Annotated in this window: 16 protein-coding genes; 11 read left to right on the top strand and 5 right to left on the bottom strand. The window is 34.4% G+C overall.

Annotation, left to right across the window (positions count from 1 at the left end; all coding sequences use genetic code 11):
• Nucleotides 1–240 precede the first annotated feature (240 nt).
• Nucleotides 241–2,160 (top strand): threonine--tRNA ligase, encoded by a 1,920-nt coding sequence (thrS, locus tag ACMA47_RS16240; RefSeq protein ID WP_047430716.1) that lies wholly within the window; start codon nt 241–243, stop codon nt 2,158–2,160.
• Nucleotides 2,161–2,326: 166 nt separating this feature from the next.
• Nucleotides 2,327–2,827, top strand: a complete 501-nt coding sequence (gene infC, locus ACMA47_RS16235) for a translation initiation factor IF-3 (protein ID WP_027372223.1) — start codon at nt 2,327–2,329, stop codon at nt 2,825–2,827.
• A gap of 95 nt (nt 2,828–2,922) precedes the next feature.
• Here infC and ACMA47_RS16230 read toward each other — a convergent pair whose 3' ends face one another.
• Nucleotides 2,923–3,486, bottom strand: a complete 564-nt coding sequence (locus ACMA47_RS16230) for a hypothetical protein (protein ID WP_413930600.1) — start codon at nt 3,484–3,486, stop codon at nt 2,923–2,925.
• Between the two features lie 158 nt (nt 3,487–3,644).
• Between ACMA47_RS16230 and ACMA47_RS16225 the strand changes: the two genes are divergently transcribed.
• Both ACMA47_RS16225 and ACMA47_RS16220 read left to right on the top strand, forming a co-directional pair.
• Nucleotides 3,645–4,718: a resolvase gene (locus tag ACMA47_RS16225; protein ID WP_413930599.1), complete on the top strand. Its 1,074-nt coding sequence runs from the start codon at nt 3,645–3,647 to the stop codon at nt 4,716–4,718.
• Nucleotides 4,719–5,025: 307 nt separating this feature from the next.
• On the top strand, nt 5,026–5,592 hold the full coding sequence (locus ACMA47_RS16220) for a hypothetical protein (RefSeq protein ID WP_413930598.1): 567 nt from the start codon (nt 5,026–5,028) through the stop codon (nt 5,590–5,592).
• Between the two features lie 82 nt (nt 5,593–5,674).
• On the opposite strand, the gene ACMA47_RS16215 is transcribed toward ACMA47_RS16220, so the two are convergent.
• Together ACMA47_RS16215 and ACMA47_RS16210 are read right to left on the bottom strand one after the other, a co-directional pair.
• Nucleotides 5,675–6,304 carry a response regulator gene (locus tag ACMA47_RS16215; RefSeq protein WP_413930597.1) on the bottom strand — a complete coding sequence of 210 codons (630 nt, stop codon included), beginning with the start codon at nt 6,302–6,304 and terminating at the stop codon, nt 5,675–5,677.
• A gap of 2 nt (nt 6,305–6,306) precedes the next feature.
• Complete coding sequence (locus tag ACMA47_RS16210) at nt 6,307–8,514, bottom strand: ATP-binding protein (RefSeq protein ID WP_413930596.1); 2,208 nt, start codon at nt 8,512–8,514, stop codon at nt 6,307–6,309.
• 1,016 nt (nt 8,515–9,530) lie between these two features.
• Here ACMA47_RS16210 and ACMA47_RS16205 point away from each other — a divergent pair.
• The 7 genes from ACMA47_RS16205 (at nt 9,531) to ACMA47_RS16175 (ending at nt 16,112) form a co-directional block, all read left to right on the top strand.
• The gene (locus ACMA47_RS16205; RefSeq protein ID WP_413930595.1) at nt 9,531–10,352 is read left to right on the top strand and encodes an alpha/beta fold hydrolase; all 822 of its coding nucleotides are present in this window, start codon (nt 9,531–9,533) and stop codon (nt 10,350–10,352) included.
• Between the two features lie 188 nt (nt 10,353–10,540).
• A complete protein-coding gene (locus tag ACMA47_RS16200) occupies nt 10,541–11,104 on the top strand; it encodes a hypothetical protein (RefSeq protein ID WP_413930594.1) in 564 nt (187 codons plus the stop codon).
• A 178-nt stretch (nt 11,105–11,282) separates the two neighbouring features.
• Nucleotides 11,283–11,480, top strand: a complete 198-nt coding sequence (gene rpmI / locus ACMA47_RS16195; protein WP_034694453.1) for a 50S ribosomal protein L35 — start codon at nt 11,283–11,285, stop codon at nt 11,478–11,480.
• A gap of 117 nt (nt 11,481–11,597) precedes the next feature.
• Entirely contained in the window at nt 11,598–11,942 is a 345-nt protein-coding gene (rplT, locus tag ACMA47_RS16190; protein ID WP_034694451.1) for a 50S ribosomal protein L20, read from the top strand.
• A 373-nt stretch (nt 11,943–12,315) separates the two neighbouring features.
• Nucleotides 12,316–13,494 (top strand): M28 family peptidase, encoded by a 1,179-nt coding sequence (locus tag ACMA47_RS16185; protein WP_413930593.1) that lies wholly within the window; start codon nt 12,316–12,318, stop codon nt 13,492–13,494.
• 62 nt (nt 13,495–13,556) lie between these two features.
• Nucleotides 13,557–14,732, top strand: coding sequence for a M28 family peptidase (locus ACMA47_RS16180; RefSeq protein WP_413930592.1), 1,176 nt, complete (start codon nt 13,557–13,559; stop codon nt 14,730–14,732).
• A gap of 210 nt (nt 14,733–14,942) precedes the next feature.
• Nucleotides 14,943–16,112 (top strand): M28 family peptidase, encoded by a 1,170-nt coding sequence (locus ACMA47_RS16175; RefSeq protein ID WP_413930591.1) that lies wholly within the window; start codon nt 14,943–14,945, stop codon nt 16,110–16,112.
• A 71-nt stretch (nt 16,113–16,183) separates the two neighbouring features.
• Here ACMA47_RS16175 and ACMA47_RS16170 read toward each other — a convergent pair whose 3' ends face one another.
• Nucleotides 16,184–17,548, bottom strand: a complete 1,365-nt coding sequence (locus ACMA47_RS16170) for a S41 family peptidase (RefSeq protein WP_413930590.1) — start codon at nt 17,546–17,548, stop codon at nt 16,184–16,186.
• Nucleotides 17,549–17,601: 53 nt separating this feature from the next.
• Nucleotides 17,602–18,045, bottom strand: a complete 444-nt coding sequence (locus ACMA47_RS16165) for a tetratricopeptide repeat protein (protein ID WP_413930589.1) — start codon at nt 18,043–18,045, stop codon at nt 17,602–17,604.
• Nucleotides 18,046–18,249 lie beyond the last annotated feature (204 nt).

Below are 18,249 nucleotides of genomic sequence, written 5' to 3'. Positions count from 1 at the left end.
AATTTGTAATTTGTTTGTTATTAAAAACTTACCTAAAGAACGAGAGTCTTAATATTGGTGTTATTATGAATAAAAAATCAAAGGTATTTTTCTATGAAAAACGAAATATGGAATTCAGTGAGACTAAAACCATCTGCATCTTTTACATTTTTAATATTAATTCTCATTCTAAATATGTGCTAATATAGTATTTTATCTAAAAATTCCGTATTTTTGCATCTTAAAATTTCTTAGTAAACAATGATAAAAATTACACTTCCAGACAATAGTGTCAAAGAATTCGAAGGAGCAGTGACTCCTCTAGATGTGGCAAAATCTATAAGCGAGGGATTGGCTAGAAACACCATTTCCGCAATTGTTAATGACAAACAAGTAGAAACGACCACACCTATAACCACGGATTCTACGGTACAGCTTTTGACCTGGAATGATGATCTTGGAAAGAAGGCTTTCTGGCACTCTTCTGCCCACCTTTTGGCGCAGGCTATCCTTGAGTTTTATCCTGATGCTAAGTTGACCATCGGTCCTGCTATCGAAAGCGGATTCTACTATGACGTAGATTTCGGGGATGAAAGCTTATCTGAAAAAGATTTTGAAAAGATTGAGAAAAAGATCCTGGAAAATGCGAAGAAAGGTTCTACCTTCTCTCTATATCCGGTTTCTAAAGAAGATGCTTTAAAAACGTATGCAGACAATCCGTATAAAGTTGAATTGATTTCTAATCTTAATGATGGAGAAATCACTTTTGTAACGCATGATAACTTCACAGATTTATGTCGTGGTGGTCACATCCCGAATACAGGAATCGTAAAAGCGGTTAAAATATTAAATGCAGCAGGAGCTTATTGGAGAGGTAATGAAAAGAACCCTCAATTAACAAGAGTATATGGTATTTCTTTCCCTAAACAGAAAGATCTTACTGAATATCTTGAAAGATTGGAAGAAGCTAAAAGAAGAGACCACAGAAAATTAGGTAAAGAACTTGGAATTTTCGCTTTCTCTGAAAAAGTAGGTGCAGGTTTACCACTTTGGTTGCCAAAAGGTACTGCTTTAAGAAGAAAACTGGAGAATTTCCTTTCTGATGCTCAGAAAAAAGGAGGTTATGAATTCGTAATGTCTCCACATATCGGGGCAAAAGAATTGTATGTAACTTCAGGACACTGGGATAAATATGGAGAAGATAGCTTCCAGCCGATTAAAACTCCGAACGAAGGAGAAGAATTCTTGCTGAAGCCAATGAACTGTCCTCACCACTGTGAAATCTACAAGACTTCACAATGGAGCTACAGAGATTTACCAAAAAGATATGCAGAATTCGGTACGGTATACAGATATGAGCAAAGTGGAGAACTTCACGGTTTAACGAGAGTTCGTGGATTTACTCAGGATGATGCTCACCTTTTCTGTACTCCAGATCAGCTTTCTGAAGAATTTGAAAAAGTAATTGATTTAACACTTTATGTGTTCAAATCTTTAGGTTTTGAAGATTTTGTCACTCAGGTTTCATTAAGAGATCCTGAAAACAAACAAAAATATATCGGTTCTGATGAAAACTGGGAGAAAGCTGAAAGTGCGATCATCAATGCAGCTCAAAAGAAAGGTTTAAAAACAGTTGTAGAATACGGAGAAGCGGCATTCTACGGTCCTAAGCTTGACTTCATGGTGAAAGATGCTTTAGGAAGAAAATGGCAGCTTGGAACTATCCAGGTAGATTATAACCTTCCGGAAAGATTTGATCTTCATTATATCGGAAATGATAATGAGAAGCACAGACCGGTAATGATCCACAGAGCACCATTCGGTTCTATGGAGCGTTTCATCGCTATTTTGCTGGAAAACACAGCTGGTGATTTCCCATTATGGTTAAGCCCGGATCAGTTTATTATTCTACCGATCAGTGAAAAATATGTAGATTATTCAAAAAAAGTTTCACAATTTTTGGAAAATCACGATATTAGCGGTCAGATTGATGACAGAAACGAGAAGACCGGTAAAAAGATCCGTGATGCAGAATTAAATAAAATTCCTTTCATGCTTGTCGTAGGAGAAAATGAAGAAAAAGAAGGCACGATTTCTGTAAGAAGACGTGGAGAAGGAGATCTTGGAGTGATGAAGATGGAGGATTTCGTTGCTTACTTCAAAAAAGAAGCAGCCATATAAATTTTAAATTAAAAGATTGAAGGATTCAAATAATTAATTGGAATCTTTCAATTTTAAATATTTAAATCAATTAAATTAAGTAATTAACCAATAAAATTATAATACAATAGCACAAAGATTTAACAACAGGGGCCCACAGAGACGTCCGGTACAAGAGGACTTACACTTGATCAACGATAAAATTCGTGTGAGAGAGCTTCGTTTAGTGGGCGATAACGTAGAGCCAGGAATTTACCCAATTGACAAAGCAAGACAAATTGCGGCGGAACAGGAATTGGATTTAGTAGTAATTTCTGACAAGGCAGAACCATTTATTGCAAGAGTATTGGAATACAAGAAATTCTTATACGAGCAAAAGAAAAAACAGAAGGAACTTAAAGCTAAGCAGGTAAAAGTGGTAGTAAAAGAGATCCGTTTCGGACCTCAGACTGATGATCACGATTACGAATTCAAAAAGAAGCATGCTGAAAAATTCCTTGAAGAAGGTTCTAAATTAAAAACCTACGTATTTTTTAAAGGACGTTCGATTATCTTTAAGGACCAGGGAGAAATTTTGCTTTTAAAACTTGCTCAGGAACTAGAGCACGTGGGTAAAGTAGACCAGCTTCCTAAACTTGAAGGAAAAAGAATGATTATGATGATGAGTCCTAAAAAACCAGCAAAATAATTAAGTCATTATTTTATATAAAGAAACCTCAAAGTAATTTGAGGTTTTTTTATGCTTATATTTTCAAAAGAGATTGCCTCGGACTACTCTATTGTTTATCCTTCAAAATCCCCACAGTCATGTTCTGTGAAAAGCGGTAAAGCTTTTTGGGTGGTAAAATATTTCGATATTCTTTTGTTCTTTAACTCCAGTTTTTTGCCTTCTATCACGAGTTCGTAAACGGGCGCTTTATCTATTTGAGTTAAAATATAGGTTCTCTCCGGTGTTTTAAAAATAGTTTTACCTCCTTCATCAGAGAATGAAAAATCACTAATTTCAAAAGTGTCTTTTTCATCACAGACATTGGTCCATCTGATCTGCTTCTTTGTTATGGAAAGACTTGTCAAATCGCATGAATAGCAGTTACCCGAAAATTCTATCCCATATTTCCCATACACGTCTGTACTCTTGCTGTTCAAGAGATCAATAGGAACCAATGTTGAAAAATCAGCTGGTATTTCTATTGGTTCTAGATCATTTTTCACTGGTTTCGGTTTAGATGCTGCAACGTCTTTTTTAGTATCCGGAGAAGTATTTGTTTCTACTTTTTTATCTGTAGCGGGTGAACAGGATGCTAATAAAGCGATCACAACTGAAAGGCTGATTATTAAGTTTTTCATTTTTATAAAGTAAATTACAATATTGGTTTTATCGTTTTGTAAAATTCTCCAAAATCCATCGTTCAATATATCCCTGTTTTCAGCCATTTATTCCCTATATCAGGTGGTTTTGTTGGCTTCTGATCTGAATACTGATACATTTGCCAAAAATATAGAAAATGAAAATACTCAATCAAATTTTTATATCATCTATGGTTGTTTTTGTGGGATGCAACCAGCAGAACAAAAATTCAGAAACGGATAAAACAGAGACTGAAGTTAAGCAGAAAATAATAACCCTTACTGATTTCAAAAAAATAAAAGGGGTGGATAATGTTCAGGAGGTACCGTTTCAATTATTTACCCAACTGGATTCTATACAATTTTTTGTAACACCGAGTAAGGATGCAGCCCATTTGAAAATGCCTTACAATAAGTTCGATAATTATTATGGATTCGAAGAGTTTGAGGATTTTTATTCTATTCACTACAGCATTAATAATAACATTTCGAACAGCATTGAAGCTTTTGTTTTGAAATCAGAATTCACGCCTTCTTTTGAACTGACTTTAAAAGATGTGGATCTTTATGAGATCCGAAGCAGTACATTTAAAAAATCATCTGATTTTAAAAACAAGTCTTTTAAAAAGTTTGGAACTATTGCTGAGATTTCAGAGCAGGAATTTAATTCAAACTCAAAAAAACAAATCGGTGAACAGTTGGTAAAAAATCCGAATATACAACTACAGGAAGGCAACTGGGTATACAAAGAAAATGGCAGAGAAGAAGTGATTACCCAACATGAAAATATATCCACAGAAACCGGACCTCTGGCTAATGAATATGTAGGAAGATCACCTTACTTAAACATGGAGGTTTTCAGAGAAAACTCTGATAAAGTTGTAGATTCTTACTACTCTTTTTTCAATATAAAAAATGCAGTATTGTTTGAACTCAGCACAAATGGTTATCCACAAATTCTTCCTTCCAAGAGCTGGGTTACCTGCATTTCATCTAACAATGATGTAGGAAGCGATTTTATCATCACTCAATACTTACCACAAACCAAGAAACAGGATAATCTTTTATACGTGAATTTCACCAAGTTCAAAATAGCTGATGATAAGAAGGCATTCTGGACCGATAACGACACCTTTTATGCAGAAGTATATCCGCTTAATTCAGCTGCGGGCAATGGTAAAAAGCAGAAAACAGCCTATATAAAAATCCAGCTGAAGGCTGATCTGTTTTAGTAAGGAAACTGAGAGAATTAGGATATCAATGGAAATATAATTTACACTTAAAGGAATGAACTTGTGTAAACTTTTATATTTTGAAACATTCAGATCGTATTAAGATGTTGAGAGTATTAAGACAAGCTCCGCTTTAAGCTTAAAGATAAGAATGATTTATCTTAACTATACTTTATTTCTTAAACTCTTCTTAATGGTTTTATTAGATAAAAATTTCAACAATTTCAATAATAAAAACCCCTGAAATCAGCGAGTGTACAGGGAAATAAAGTCTAATATCTTTGCTGCAATAATTTAAAGAGATACAATGAAAAAATTAAGTTTGACTGTCCTTTTTTGTTTATTAAGTTTTATGACTTTTGCACAATCGTTGAAAGTAGTTATTAAACAGGACGGAAAAGTAATACAGTCGGTAAATGATGTTTATGAGCTGAAAAAATCGCCTTTCCTTTTTGAAATTACCTCTACTAATCTTGAAGGTTTTTTAGTGGGTGCTACGACAAATAAAGAGATCTATGGTGCGGCTTTGGGTGTTTTAAATGCTGAAGTCCCATGGTTTCAGAATACAGGTATGGCGGAGGAACTTTATAATAAGGACAAAGAAATGTTTCTGATGGATTCTGCTCCTTCTTATTGGTATTATACGGATGCAAAAGATCACAGATTTGATAAAAATCCTAAAGGTAATGCAAAACAATGGACTGCCACACGTACTATAACAAGGTTTTATGATATCATGGTAGACCAGCCTATCAATTTAAAAGATTTTGACGGCAGAGTTTTCATCCTGATGTATCAACCTGAATATAATGACGAATATGATTTAACAGGAAAGAAAAACCTGTTTCAGGCTGCGTTGAAATTCAAAGATTAAAACAAACACACCAATTATTTGATTATATAAGAAAAAGGTCTGCTTTTACGATGTAAGCAGGCCTTTTTTGTAGATGAATATTTTATTCAATAATCAATCCATATTCTATGGCTAACTTTATAGCTGAACTCAGGTTGGATGTCTGAAATTTTTCAATAAGATTCTTTCGGTGGCTTTCTACGGTGTGCGGGCTTATAAAAAGCTTTTCCGCCATTTGATTGGTGGTAAGTCCTTTTGCCGCTTCCGCCAGAATTTCTTTTTCTCTTCGGGTCAGTTTCGGAACCTGGCTTAATCCGTCCGTTGATTTTTTCTCCAGAACAGATTTGGTTTGAGAGCATAAAAACCTGTTACCGGCATATACAGCATTAATTCCTTCGATAATTTCGGAAACTGAAGCATTTTTTTGAATATATCCTAAAGCCCCTTCAGCCAGAGTACTGTTAATTACAGGTAATTCATTATGAACACTAAGGATAATAATCTGAAGGTTATTGTACTTTTTCTTTAAAGGTTTGATGAGTTCAATACTGTTGGTATCAACCAGATTGATGTCAAGCAACAGAATATCAACTGCATGCTTTGCAAGACCTGCATTCATTTCCGAAACATTTTTGAAACAATCAACAACATCTATTGTATCACTGTTTCCTAAAATATTCTTAAGTCCTTCCAATAGAAGTGGATGATCATCTGTTATGGCTACTTTTATCATGTTTAATGAATAGGGATTTGAAGTTCTATACTGGTACCAATATTCAATTCGGAGGTAATATTCATCGTTCCTTTTAAAAATTGGACTCTTAGTTCTATATTGTGAAAACCTGCCGTTTTTCTAACGTCTAAATTGGTATGATCGAAACCTTTACCGTTATCCTCTACTGTAAGACTCAATAGGTTTTCTTCTTCGCTTATCTGAACAATAATTTCGGAAGTATCAGCATGTTTTATCGCATTGTTGACCAATTCCTGAATAATCCTGTAAATAATCAATTGTTTTTCCTTCGATAAGGAATTGCTGTAATTGATAAACTCTGTATGGATTTCCAATGCATTGTTGGAAATTCGGGACGCAAACTCCTGAATAGCTACTTCCAGGCCGTATTTTGTTAATAAATCGGGCATTAAATTATGCGCTACCCTTCTTAGCTCTTCTACCGCCCCATCAATCTGTTCAATTGATTTTGAAATTCCTTCTTCAATATTTTCCGAATGATGAGGATTTAAATAAGAAAGTTGATGCTTCGTTCCTGAAAGCAAACCTCCCAATCCGTCATGGAGATCACGGGCCAGACGGCCACGCTCCTGCTCCTGCCCTTCAAGCAATGCTGTAAGGGTAGAAATTTTGGAGTTCTGTTTCTCCTGTTCCATAGCTAAAGCATGCAGTTCGTCTCTTCGCTTAATGGATTTAGCACGTTGTTTATAGGCATAAAGTAATAAGAGGATCAAAACAATAAAGAAAATAATAAAAAAGACATAATAGGTATTGATCTTCTCTTTGAAGGCTAATAGCTTTTTGTAATTATCAATATCATTATTCTTCTGTTGGGTTTCCAACTTTGCCAGACGGAGCTGCTGTTCTTTTTTTTCTGACTCAAGTTCTGAAAATTTCAGTCTTTCACGCTGGTTTTCTTCTACCAGTTTTAAATTATTGTAAACCTGTTCACGCTGGGCACGGAGGATATTGATTAACTTAATTTCCTGGGCTTTCTTATCACTTTCTAATTGTAGCTTGATGTATTTCTGCTCCTGTCGTTCTTTATCAAACTGAGATTCTAATCTTTTGGTAATATCAAGTTTTTCCTGATCATAAACACTTTTATATTGATCAACATAGCTTTTATAATAAGTCAGGGCTTCTTTATAATTGCCCTGCTCTTCACTAATTCTGGATAAAGATTCAAGAATAGACAATTCTATATTATGATCTCTCACCGGGCTTTTTCCAATCTCCATGGAAGCTTTTAGAAAATAAGACTTCGCTAAATCATAATTTTTATCCTGTAAGGCTAATTCTGCCAGAATTCCAAATGATGAAGCAATATGAATAGGATCGCCTATTTCCAGACTCACATTATTGGCTAAGCTGGCATACTGTAATGCTTTATCTCTATCAAATTCAGTATATAAATTGGCTAAATTGATCGCAGCATATGAAAGACTGCTCCTGTTGAGCATAACCTCCTTATTTCTATTAAAAGTTGTTATAGCCTGCAGATAATATTGCTCTGTCTTATTTCTAAACTCCGTATTGGATGGATTTTGGGTGTATTTCTGTTCATATACATATCCCATTCGCATATAAGCATCGAAGATAAGATTCGGATCATTTTGTTTGGATGCCAGCAACAAAAACTGCTTACTATACTTCTCTTCCAACTGGTATTCATTAAGATTGGAATAAATAGCTGACAATTCTTTCGCTACGTTACCAAATCTCCCATACAATGTAGAGGTTGTTGGTGAGTTTTCATAATATTCAATCGCTTTTAAATACGCAGTAACAGCTTCAGCCGTTTTATTATTACGGGTAAGAATCCAGCCTTTTGCATAATGAAAGTATCCTTTTGCCTCATTACTCTTGGTTTTTAAACTGTATCCTTTTGCCATGTCCAGGCTTTTTAAAGATTCAGTAGTTTTATTATCAAGACGATAATTCATTGCCTGTACGGCATACAAAATAGTTGCATATTTTCCGTCAGCCTGCTTTGCAGCAGTAGAAATGTTGGTATTTAAAATCTGATAAGATTTAGGCTTAAGGTTATGGAAAAATAACGCAGTCGCGTATTTAGGAGCAAGATTCAGCCGCTCAACTGTATTGTTTGAAGTATGGCTGTATTCTCTTTCTAATCTGCTCAAAACATCCTGTGCCTGAATGAAAAACGGACAAACCAATAAAGTAAATATAAATAATAACCTGTACATCAAACCCTTATCTTTATTAAGTTGCATTATAGTAAAGAACGTAAATATAGGCAAATACCTGCTAATCGATGGTTGGCTTGTATTCTTACCCCGAAAAATACTATATATCTATGCTGATGCTGGATTCATATTATACTTTTACAGCTTCTCCTTCACTCAATTCTATTTTGTTATTGTTTTTACCCATGTTTTTAATAGTGTGTTAGTTCGAAATAAGAATTGATCATTGAATTGGGTATGAAAAAGAAAGCTATAAAAGTTATAAATAAAAGATTTTAACCGTTTTATCTTTAGTAAATTTTGAGTCAAAGATAAAAATAGAAGCACTACAAAAACATCCCTGATAACAGGGGTTTTTACATCTTTGTATCTTCTGAGAAAACCTCTTAAATACCTAACCTGCAAAACACACTACAGCAACATTGTATAGAAATAAAATGCAACTAAAGCGACTCCAATAGTTCCGGAAATGAGAAATAGGAGCAAATAATACCCTCCACTTTTATTTTTCTTCTGTAGAGAATTCATTATAAAAATAATAAGGGTGCACAAAAATCCTGCTCCAAAAAATAGAAACAGTACAGCAAAAAATATTGCTCTTTCAATCTGTAAATCTGCGGATGAAAGCATAATGATATAGGTTTATAAGTTAAAGATGAATTCAGAAAACCTGAAAGAAATTATAGTGACCATCAAGTAGAGCTGAATTTGATGCTCAATAGTAGAAAGAATCAAAGAATAAGACAATCCCGATTATCAGCTATATTTCACCGGATACATACCATTTTCCAGAGACTATTGAACAGCAGTTGTGAGTTTTTACTCTGGTATATTCTCATAAGATAAAGATTACCAGCCTATTCATTATTTAATTAATAGTATTCATATATTATTATCATTTATAAATTTTTAATCAATTATTATCTCAAATCAAGATATTGTGAAGATTTTCTATCTACATTTGTGATTATAAAAAAATCAAATACACTATTTATTAATTATTAAAAAAAGAAACAATGAGCACACTTACATTAAAAGACGGAACAGAAATTTATTACAAAGATTGGGGAAAAGGACAGCCGGTTTTCTTTCATCACGGATGGCCATTATCCAGTGATGACTGGGATGCACAAATGTTCTTCTTTTTAGAACAGGGTTACAGAGTAATTGCTCATGACAGAAGAGGCCACGGAAGATCTGAACAGACTCCTTACGGACACGATATGGATACTTATGCTTCCGATGTAGCAGAAATTGTTGCAGCTTTAGACTTAAAAGATGTGATCCATGTAGGACATTCTACAGGTGGTGGTGAAGTGATCCGATATGTAGCAAAACATGGCAACGGAAGAGTTGCGAAAGCTGTTCTGGTAAGTGCAGTGACACCTATTATGGTTCAGAATGAGAATAATCCGAACGGAGTTCCTATCTCTGTTTTTGATGATATCCGAAACAATACGGCAAAACACAGACAGCAATTCTTCATCGATATTACCTTCCCTTTTTACGGATACAACAGAGAAGGAGCAGATGTTTCTGAAGGAATCCAGAGAAACTGGTGGAGACAGGGAATGAACGGTTCTATCAAAGCGCATTATGACTGTGTGAAAGCATTCTCTGAGACAGATTTCACTGAAGATCTTAAAAGTGTAGATGTTCCTGTATTGGTAATGCATGGTGAAGATGACCAGATTGTACCTTTTGAAACAACAGGTAAGGTTGCTGCTACTCTTCTTAAAAACGGAAAACTGATTTCTTATCCTGGATTCCCACACGGAATGCCGACAACAGAAGCTGAAACGATCAACAGAGATTTATTAGCATTTTTTCAATCATAATTAAGTTACACTATTATATTACAAAACCGCAATTGAATAAGTTGCGGTTTTTTTATTTACAAACACTAAAAAGTGTTTTAAATAAATCTCACAACACCTATTAATAAAGACTTTAAATTAAAAATAAAATCTTCAATCAGTGAATTATATTGATAAATTATTATATTTGCGCTGTTAAAAAATAACCTATGAAAACAAAATTAATGACTTTTTTAAGTCTTTCAATGCTTTTGGCTTCTTGTGCTCAGGATGAGAGTCGCGATAATGTAATGCCAGTTGAAAAGCAAGTTACAACCAATGGAAGTAAAACTTCCGGTATTGCAAGTCGTTCAACTGTTACTTTAATAAAGGAAGTATATCACCCTTCTATATTAAACGCAGGACAAGCTATTACTTTAGAACATAATGGTCAAAAGTTCCAGCTTATTATGCAGTATGATCATAATCTTGTCCTGTATAGAACTTTTGCTGGCTACACTTATCCATTATGGAAATCAAACACTTATAGAAACAATTTGAGCGCCTATTCAATGCTAGTTGCCCAAAATGATGGAAATATGGTCATTTATAACAATGGAATTCCTCTTTGGAACACTAATAAAACGGTTAATTTCCATGTAAATGATCCTCATATGAAGCTTCAACTCTTTTCAAAAACTGGAGCTGCCATTCCTACGGGATATAGAATGAAGTTTGTTCTGGGAGGGAATAATCTAAATATTAATGATGTCTTCGAGATAGATTTCGAGTAAAAGAATTCAACTTATTATTGAACCGTTTCTTTGAAACGGTTTTTTATTGATGCGATAAAATCAAACATTATAAACATCCGAATTGATTTTTTTTGTATCTTTGCGCACTATTATTCCTAATGTCTTTAGGAGTAGCCAAAACAGATATTGATAACAAAAACAATAAAAAAGCAAAACAATGCCAAAATTAAAAACGAAATCAGGTGCTAAGAAACGTTTTGCTCTTACTGGAACAGGTAAGATCAAAAGAAAAAACGCTTACAAAAGCCACATCTTAACTAAGAAAGAAACTAAGCAGAAGAGAAATCTTACGTCTACTTCTTACGTAGCTAAAGTGGATGAGAAAAGCGTTCAACGTCAATTAGCAATTAAGTAGTTTTTATAAATCTATATTCGGTTTATAAGAATTCAAACAAATTCACAATTTTAACCCTGAAACGGTGCAAATAAGAGCAATAACACTGCCGCCCTTTTCAAAAAAACAATTTAAATTATGCCAAGATCAGTAAATGCCGTAGCTTCAAGAGCTCGCAGAAAGAAAATTTTTAAGCAAGCTAAAGGTTTCTTCGGAAGAAGAAAGAACGTTTGGACTGTAGCTAAAAACGCGGTAGAAAAAGCAATGCAATATGCTTACCGTGGTAGAAAAGAGAAAAAGAGAAATTTCAGAGCACTTTGGATCACTCGTATCAACGCGGGAACTAGAGAGCACGGAATGTCTTACTCTCAATTTATGGGAGCTCTTAAAAAGAACAACATCGAACTTAACAGAAAAGTTTTAGCAGATTTAGCAATGAATCACCCTGAAGCTTTCAAAGCTGTTGTAGATCAAGTAAAATAATGTAGAATAGATTTTGTTATCAATATAAGTCCCGGGTTTTCCCGGGATTTTTTTGTTATATACTTTTCATCTTTCTTACCGTTAAAAATCCAGCCGATGCTCTTTTAAATTCTATTACAATTGCCATATCAACAGCAAACCTTATTGGATAGAATTAATAAAACATGAATTTATCATTGAATACACTTAATAATAAAGAAAAATTTACCTAAATATTATTCATTTAATGAATTTTAAACTAACATAGTAATAAATTTAATAAAAAGATATATTATTATTAATAAATCAAGCAAACAGACACTATTCCACTTAAAAATTAACAATAAATGATGATTTATTGCTATATTAGCAATCTCTAAAGAAAGTATTAAAAATGAAAAAAGTTGCAGCTTTTTTGCTCACTTCCATTGCACTGCAAAATATGAGTGCACAAAGTTTTATTCAAGCTTATAAGGACAGAGCAGACATGGTTACCCAAACCAACATTACTACAAACCTTCAGGAATTTGCAGGGTTTGGAGTTAAAAAAACAGGTACAACAGCTAATAATAATGCTCTGGACTGGCTTAAAAACAAATATCTGTCTTACGGATATACAGCAGCTAATATGTCTGAAGATTCTTTTACCTACGGAAGCAACACTTCAAAAAATTTAATTATTACCAAAACAGGAACAGTATACCCTAACCAATACATCATTATCTGCGGACATTATGACACAATTGTAGGTCCTGGAGTAAGTGACAACGGGAGTGGAACTTCCATTATTCTGGAAGCAGCGAGAATATTGAAAAATGTTCCCACAGAATACTCTATCAAGTTTATTCATTTTTCCGGGGAGGAACAGGGGCTTGTGGGAAGTAACCATTATGTAAATAATGTAGCTTATCAGAATGGCAGCCAGGTTCTAGATATAAAATTGGTTTTAAATATTGACCAGGTAGGTGGACTTATTGGAAATAACAACAATACGATTACCTGCGAAAGAGATACCGGAGGTGTATCTTCCAATAATACGGCGTCTAATGCTGTAACACAGGAACTGATGACCTGTACTACCCTTTACTCTCCTCTTCAGACGAATCTTTCGTATGCTTACAGCTCCGATTATATGCCTTTTGAAGCGAAAGGATATACCATTACCGGATTCTATGAGTATCTGAGAAGTGAAAATGAACATACGGTAAGCGATACTTTTGCCAACCTGGATCCTGTCTATGTTTTCAACGTAGGAAAAGCAGCTGTAGGAGCCTTACAGCACTTTGCAGTTGCCTCTACAACCAGCAATCTTTTAAGCACTAAAGATACAGCACAGCATGCAACAGAAGCTATCAGGATTTATCCTAATCCGGCTAAAGATCTTGTGACTGTGGAATTTCAGGAAAAAGTAAAGCAATTCAAAGTTGAAGTCAACGACATGTCAGGAAATACTGTATTATCGCTTGAAAACCAGGAAAAAATAAACACTTCGGGATTAACAAACGGAGTCTATACTTTTACTATTAAAACCGATAAAGGAAATACCACAAAAAAAATAATCATTAATAAATAATGTCAGGTGGAATATTCTGAATCTGCTTTACATTCAGGAATATTCAGCATTACTCTCATACAATGAAGAAAATCGCTACTTTTTTATTGGCTTCTATTGCTATTCAAAGTATTGGAGCTCAAAGTTTCATTCAGGCTTATCAGGACAGGGCGGATATGGTAAATCAAACCAATATTACAACTTACCTTCAGGAATTTGCTAATTTAGGCGTAAAAACCACAGGTTCACCAGCTAATGCCAATGCATTGACATGGCTCAAAAACAAGTACCTTTCTTACGGATATACAGCCAGCCAGATAGCAGAAGATCCTTTCACTGCAGGAAGTTATAATTCTAAAAATCTGGTCATTACCAAAACAGGAACCGTATATCCTAATAAATATGTAATCATCTGTGGACATTTCGACAGTATTACCGGCTTAGGAATCAATGATAACGGAAGCGGAACTTCTATTATTCTTGAAGCCGCAAGGATTCTGAAAGATGTTCCTACTGAATATTCTATAAAATTCATTCATTTTTCCGGGGAAGAGCAAGGACTTCTGGGAAGTAAACATTATGTAAACAATGTAGCGTATCAGAATGGCACCCGTGTTCTGGATATTAAACTTGTTTTTAATCTGGATCAGGTAGGTGGTGTGATGGGCAACAACAACAATACGGTTTACTGCGATGAAGATCAGGGTGGACTTACTTCCAATAATGCCGCTTCGGCTGCTGTAACTCAGGAACTGAGAAACTGTACAGCGCTCTACTCTCCTCTTTTAACCGCTGTAGATCCTGCTGCTGATACGGATTATATCCCTTTTGAACAGAAAGGCGAAGTGATCACAGGCTTCTTTGAAAGAATAAGAAGTACTTATCCGCATACGGTGAATGATACTTTTGCCAATACAGATCCTGTATACATTTACAAGATAGGAAAAGCGTCTGTGGGAGCATTACAGCATTTTGCAGTTGCTACCGGAACATTGGGAACGCATGAAACCGCTGTAAAAAATACTTTGGAGAGTGTAAAAATCTATCCAAATCCTGCCAAAGATGTCATCAATATTGAACTTCCGGACTCCGGAATTAAAAACTTCACTTTTGAAATCACTGACTTCCAGGGACGTTCTATTTTCAAGAGAAATAATGAAACAAAAATCAACGCTTCTTCACTTGAAAACGGAGCTTATATCGGAATTTTAAAAATCGGAGACCAAAAGGTTGTCAGAAAAGTGATGATTGAAAGATAATTCAATGTAAGAAACTATAATATTCAATAAAAACCTTTGAAACAGTTCAAAGGTTTTTATTTTTTCACATTAGACCCATATTACAGCATTTACAACGCATCCATAATAATTAATGTGATATTCATAATAAATATTCTTTTATTTTGTAATATTAAACACTTCATTGTGATTTATTTACTACATTCGTGTTACCAAAATAATATTATTTATATGAAAAAATTCACAACACTTTTATGCTCTGTATTGATGATGCAGAGTATTGCGGCTCAAACTTTTATTCAGGCTTACAAAGACAGAGCAGATTTGGTAACCCAAACCAACATCACCAACAACCTTCAGGAATTCAGCAATTTAGGTGTAAAAACTACAGGTTCGGTAGCTAATACCAACACATTAAACTGGATCAAAAACAAGTATCTTTCTTACGGCTATACTGCGAGCCAGATAGAAGAAAGTCCTTTTACCTTTGGAAGTACCAGCTCTAAAAATTTAATCATTACCAAAACCGGAACGCTGTATCCTAACAAGTATGTCATTATCTGCGGGCATTTCGACACCATTTATGGCCCTGGAGTGAATGATAACGGCAGCGGAACGTCTATTATTCTTGAAGCAGCAAGAATTCTGAAAAATGTTCCTACTGAATATTCTATAAAGTTCATCCATTTTTCCGGTGAAGAACAGGGGTTAAAAGGAAGCAGCCACTATGTGAACAATGTTGTATATCAGGGAGGTGTCCGCAAATTGGATATCAAACTGGTCTTCAATCTGGATCAGGTAGGCGGCGTGAAAGGAAACAACAATACAACGGTATATTGTGATGAAGATCAGGGAGGTGTTTCCAGTAACAATGCCGCTTCTGCAGCTGTCACTCAACAGCTGAGAAATTGTACAGCACTCTACTCTCCTCTTCTGACTGCTGTAGATCCGGCTGCTGATACAGATTATATTCCTTTTGAGCAGAAGGGCGAAGTGATTACCGGTTTTTTTGAAAGGATAAGAAGCACTTACCCTCACAGCTCTAAGGATACTTTCACTAATATGGATCCTGTTTATGTATACAAGATCGGGAAAGCTACTGTGGGAGCATTGCAGCATTTTGCTACAGCTTCTACTACTATGAGCAAACCTGCCTCTAAAAATTCACTGGAAGCGGTAAAAATCTATCCTAATCCCGCCAATAATATCCTGAATATTGAATTACCGGATTCTAAGGAAACCAACTTCAGTTTTGAAATCAGCAATTCTTTAGGAAGATCATTGCTGAAAGTCAATAACGAAAGAAAGATTAATGTTTCCGGTCTTCAGAACGGAGTCTATGTTGGAGTATTGAAAATGGGTGAAGAGACTCTGGTTAAAAATATTATGATTGAAAGATAAAAATTCGATCCATTGACAATAAAAAACAGCAGGACTATTCCTGCTGTTTTGTTTTTATGAATTAAATAATTTTAAAGCTCTTCAACAATCTGTTCTCTTGTTTTGTTATTTAAATCGATAGTCTTTGCTGGGATAAGCTTATTAGGCAATATATTTCCTGCCGGCCTTATCCATTCTTTTACTCCAAAAAGAAAATCCAGTTTTGTATTGGGAGTCTGGAAATTTATCAGTTCCCCAAAATGATTGGGATGTCCTTTTTCAGGCATTTCTCCTGCTACTTCTGCCAGTTTATTATCCAAAACCATTACACTGAACATCATAGCACTGGAGAAAGTATTTTTCCCAACAATGACATAAGTCTTTCCATTGAACCGCAACGGATTTTTATCTGCTATTACTGAACGTGAGCGTATTGGATAATAATCACCATCCTTTATCTTATTATACTCAGAAGATTCTTTATTATTCGATTTTAAATAATCAGCATATTCTTTACTTTTTTTCCATCTTCCCTGGTAGGTTTGGTAAGGTTTGTCTGAAAAGTAATTAATAAGTAAATTTCCCACTGCAGAATTTCCTCCGTAATTGTTGTGGACATCAATGACCAGCTTTTTAGCATTGTCTTTTTTAATCTGGGTGAAAATACTATCAAATTTTGTTTTCCATTCTTCTATGGTGAATGTATTCCTATCGTCAAAGGTATTGACTGTTAAATAAGCATAATTCTTTATTTTTTTATAATCAATAGGTTTAAAATCTTCTCCTTTCTTTGGTTGCATTTTTGACGCATTCGCTTTCAGCTGTTCCAAAGAGATGCTTTTAACTAATGTATGCAACCCACTTTTAAATTTCAGATTGTAGTCATCTGTGATAAAATAGCAGAATTTATTAATCGTTATCCAAAACCGATCAACAGCTATTGGAATTCGTTCTTCTTTTGCTCCCGGAATGGTTTGTGCGCAATTTTCCAATACTTCATTGATAGGTATATCATTCAATGAAAGCAATTCATCACCAATGTTCAGTTTATTGTCCGAATAGTTTTCTGTAAGAAGCATTTTTCCATTTTCATATTTAAACTTCAACGGCAATACTTTCATGCTTCTTTTAATGCTATCTGTGACACAGAAATCAGACATTGAGCTATGTTCATCGTTTAATGTAACAATCAAGGGCTTTGCGAGGTAGTAAAAATCCTTTTGAGTCATGCCATCTTTCAGAGACTTACGGATATCTGTATATTTTTTTTCAAATTCGGATTTTGAAATCTCAGTATAAGGGTTTACATGTGCATTGACTATTTTGTCTTTAATAAAATCTACATCCTGCTCCAGTTGTTGTTTTGTGAATTTTTGAGAGTAAAGTTCATTACAATTTTTCTGAGCAAAAGCAACCTGAACAAAAAATGCGGCTATCAGGGTTAGTTTTAATTTCATGGTATTCGTTTCTAGCCAAATTAGTATTGTAAATCCGACCTTTGTTACAGCATTTATTTACTATTGGGATTGTCAATAGTAACATCATACTTTAAAGCAAATCCTTTGATTTTAGAAACTATATCCTCATCATTAATAAATCCATCTCTGATATCTGTCAATAATTCCTCCAGAGTTACTTTATAAAGATCCGCTTCATTACATGATAAAAAACGGAGCATTTCTTTTAAAGCATTATCAAAATCTTTCAGTTCACAATAAGACAGATATTTTATCTGAGATGCTAATTCATTGTGCTCGTCTCTTTGTAATAAGTTATCAGCAATATCTATAGCCCATTGATATTCTCCCAGCTTATGCCAACAGTTTGACATGAATAATAGTCTGTAGTTTTCAGCCTTTGGAGATAATCCATTTAAATTTTGCAATATTGTAATGGCGGGCATATATTGTTCATTGTCCATCAGGTTCTTTGCTTCATGTAATTGATTCATCATATTACTTAAAATATTTGATTCCTTTTGCAATTGAAAAAATAATCAATATGCCAACTATAAAGATTAAAGCAGTGTTTTTTAAATCAGCCACACTAATACCTTTAACAGATTTATCCTGAAATAAAAAAATGAATACCGGGACAAGACAAATTGCTGACCAAATTACTAAAGCATATTTCATTTCCTAAAATAAACATTTTTTCA

The organism is Chryseobacterium sp. T20 (assembly GCF_047345655.1).
Taxonomy (GTDB): Bacteria; Bacteroidota; Bacteroidia; order Flavobacteriales; family Weeksellaceae; genus Chryseobacterium.
Note: the sequence above shows the minus strand (reverse complement) of the source record. Positions and strands in the feature narration are given on the sequence as shown.

Coding starts and splice junctions, on each gene's coding strand:
- ACMA47_RS16180 (WP_413930592.1), top strand. CDS start 13,557: ATGAAGAAAATCGCTACTTTTTTATTGGCTTCTATTGCTATTCAAAGT.
- ACMA47_RS16165 (WP_413930589.1), bottom strand. CDS start 18,045: ATGATGAATCAATTACATGAAGCAAAGAACCTGATGGACAATGAACAA.
- ACMA47_RS16205 (WP_413930595.1), top strand. CDS start 9,531: ATGAGCACACTTACATTAAAAGACGGAACAGAAATTTATTACAAAGAT.
- ACMA47_RS16185 (WP_413930593.1), top strand. CDS start 12,316: ATGAAAAAAGTTGCAGCTTTTTTGCTCACTTCCATTGCACTGCAAAAT.
- rplT (WP_034694451.1), top strand. CDS start 11,598: ATGCCAAGATCAGTAAATGCCGTAGCTTCAAGAGCTCGCAGAAAGAAA.
- ACMA47_RS16230 (WP_413930600.1), bottom strand. CDS start 3,486: ATGAAAAACTTAATAATCAGCCTTTCAGTTGTGATCGCTTTATTAGCA.
- ACMA47_RS16215 (WP_413930597.1), bottom strand. CDS start 6,304: ATGATAAAAGTAGCCATAACAGATGATCATCCACTTCTATTGGAAGGA.
- ACMA47_RS16225 (WP_413930599.1), top strand. CDS start 3,645: ATGAAAATACTCAATCAAATTTTTATATCATCTATGGTTGTTTTTGTG.
- thrS (WP_047430716.1), top strand. CDS start 241: ATGATAAAAATTACACTTCCAGACAATAGTGTCAAAGAATTCGAAGGA.
- rpmI (WP_034694453.1), top strand. CDS start 11,283: ATGCCAAAATTAAAAACGAAATCAGGTGCTAAGAAACGTTTTGCTCTT.
- ACMA47_RS16170 (WP_413930590.1), bottom strand. CDS start 17,548: ATGAAATTAAAACTAACCCTGATAGCCGCATTTTTTGTTCAGGTTGCT.
- ACMA47_RS16175 (WP_413930591.1), top strand. CDS start 14,943: ATGAAAAAATTCACAACACTTTTATGCTCTGTATTGATGATGCAGAGT.
- ACMA47_RS16200 (WP_413930594.1), top strand. CDS start 10,541: ATGAAAACAAAATTAATGACTTTTTTAAGTCTTTCAATGCTTTTGGCT.
- ACMA47_RS16220 (WP_413930598.1), top strand. CDS start 5,026: ATGAAAAAATTAAGTTTGACTGTCCTTTTTTGTTTATTAAGTTTTATG.
- ACMA47_RS16210 (WP_413930596.1), bottom strand. CDS start 8,514: ATGTACAGGTTATTATTTATATTTACTTTATTGGTTTGTCCGTTTTTC.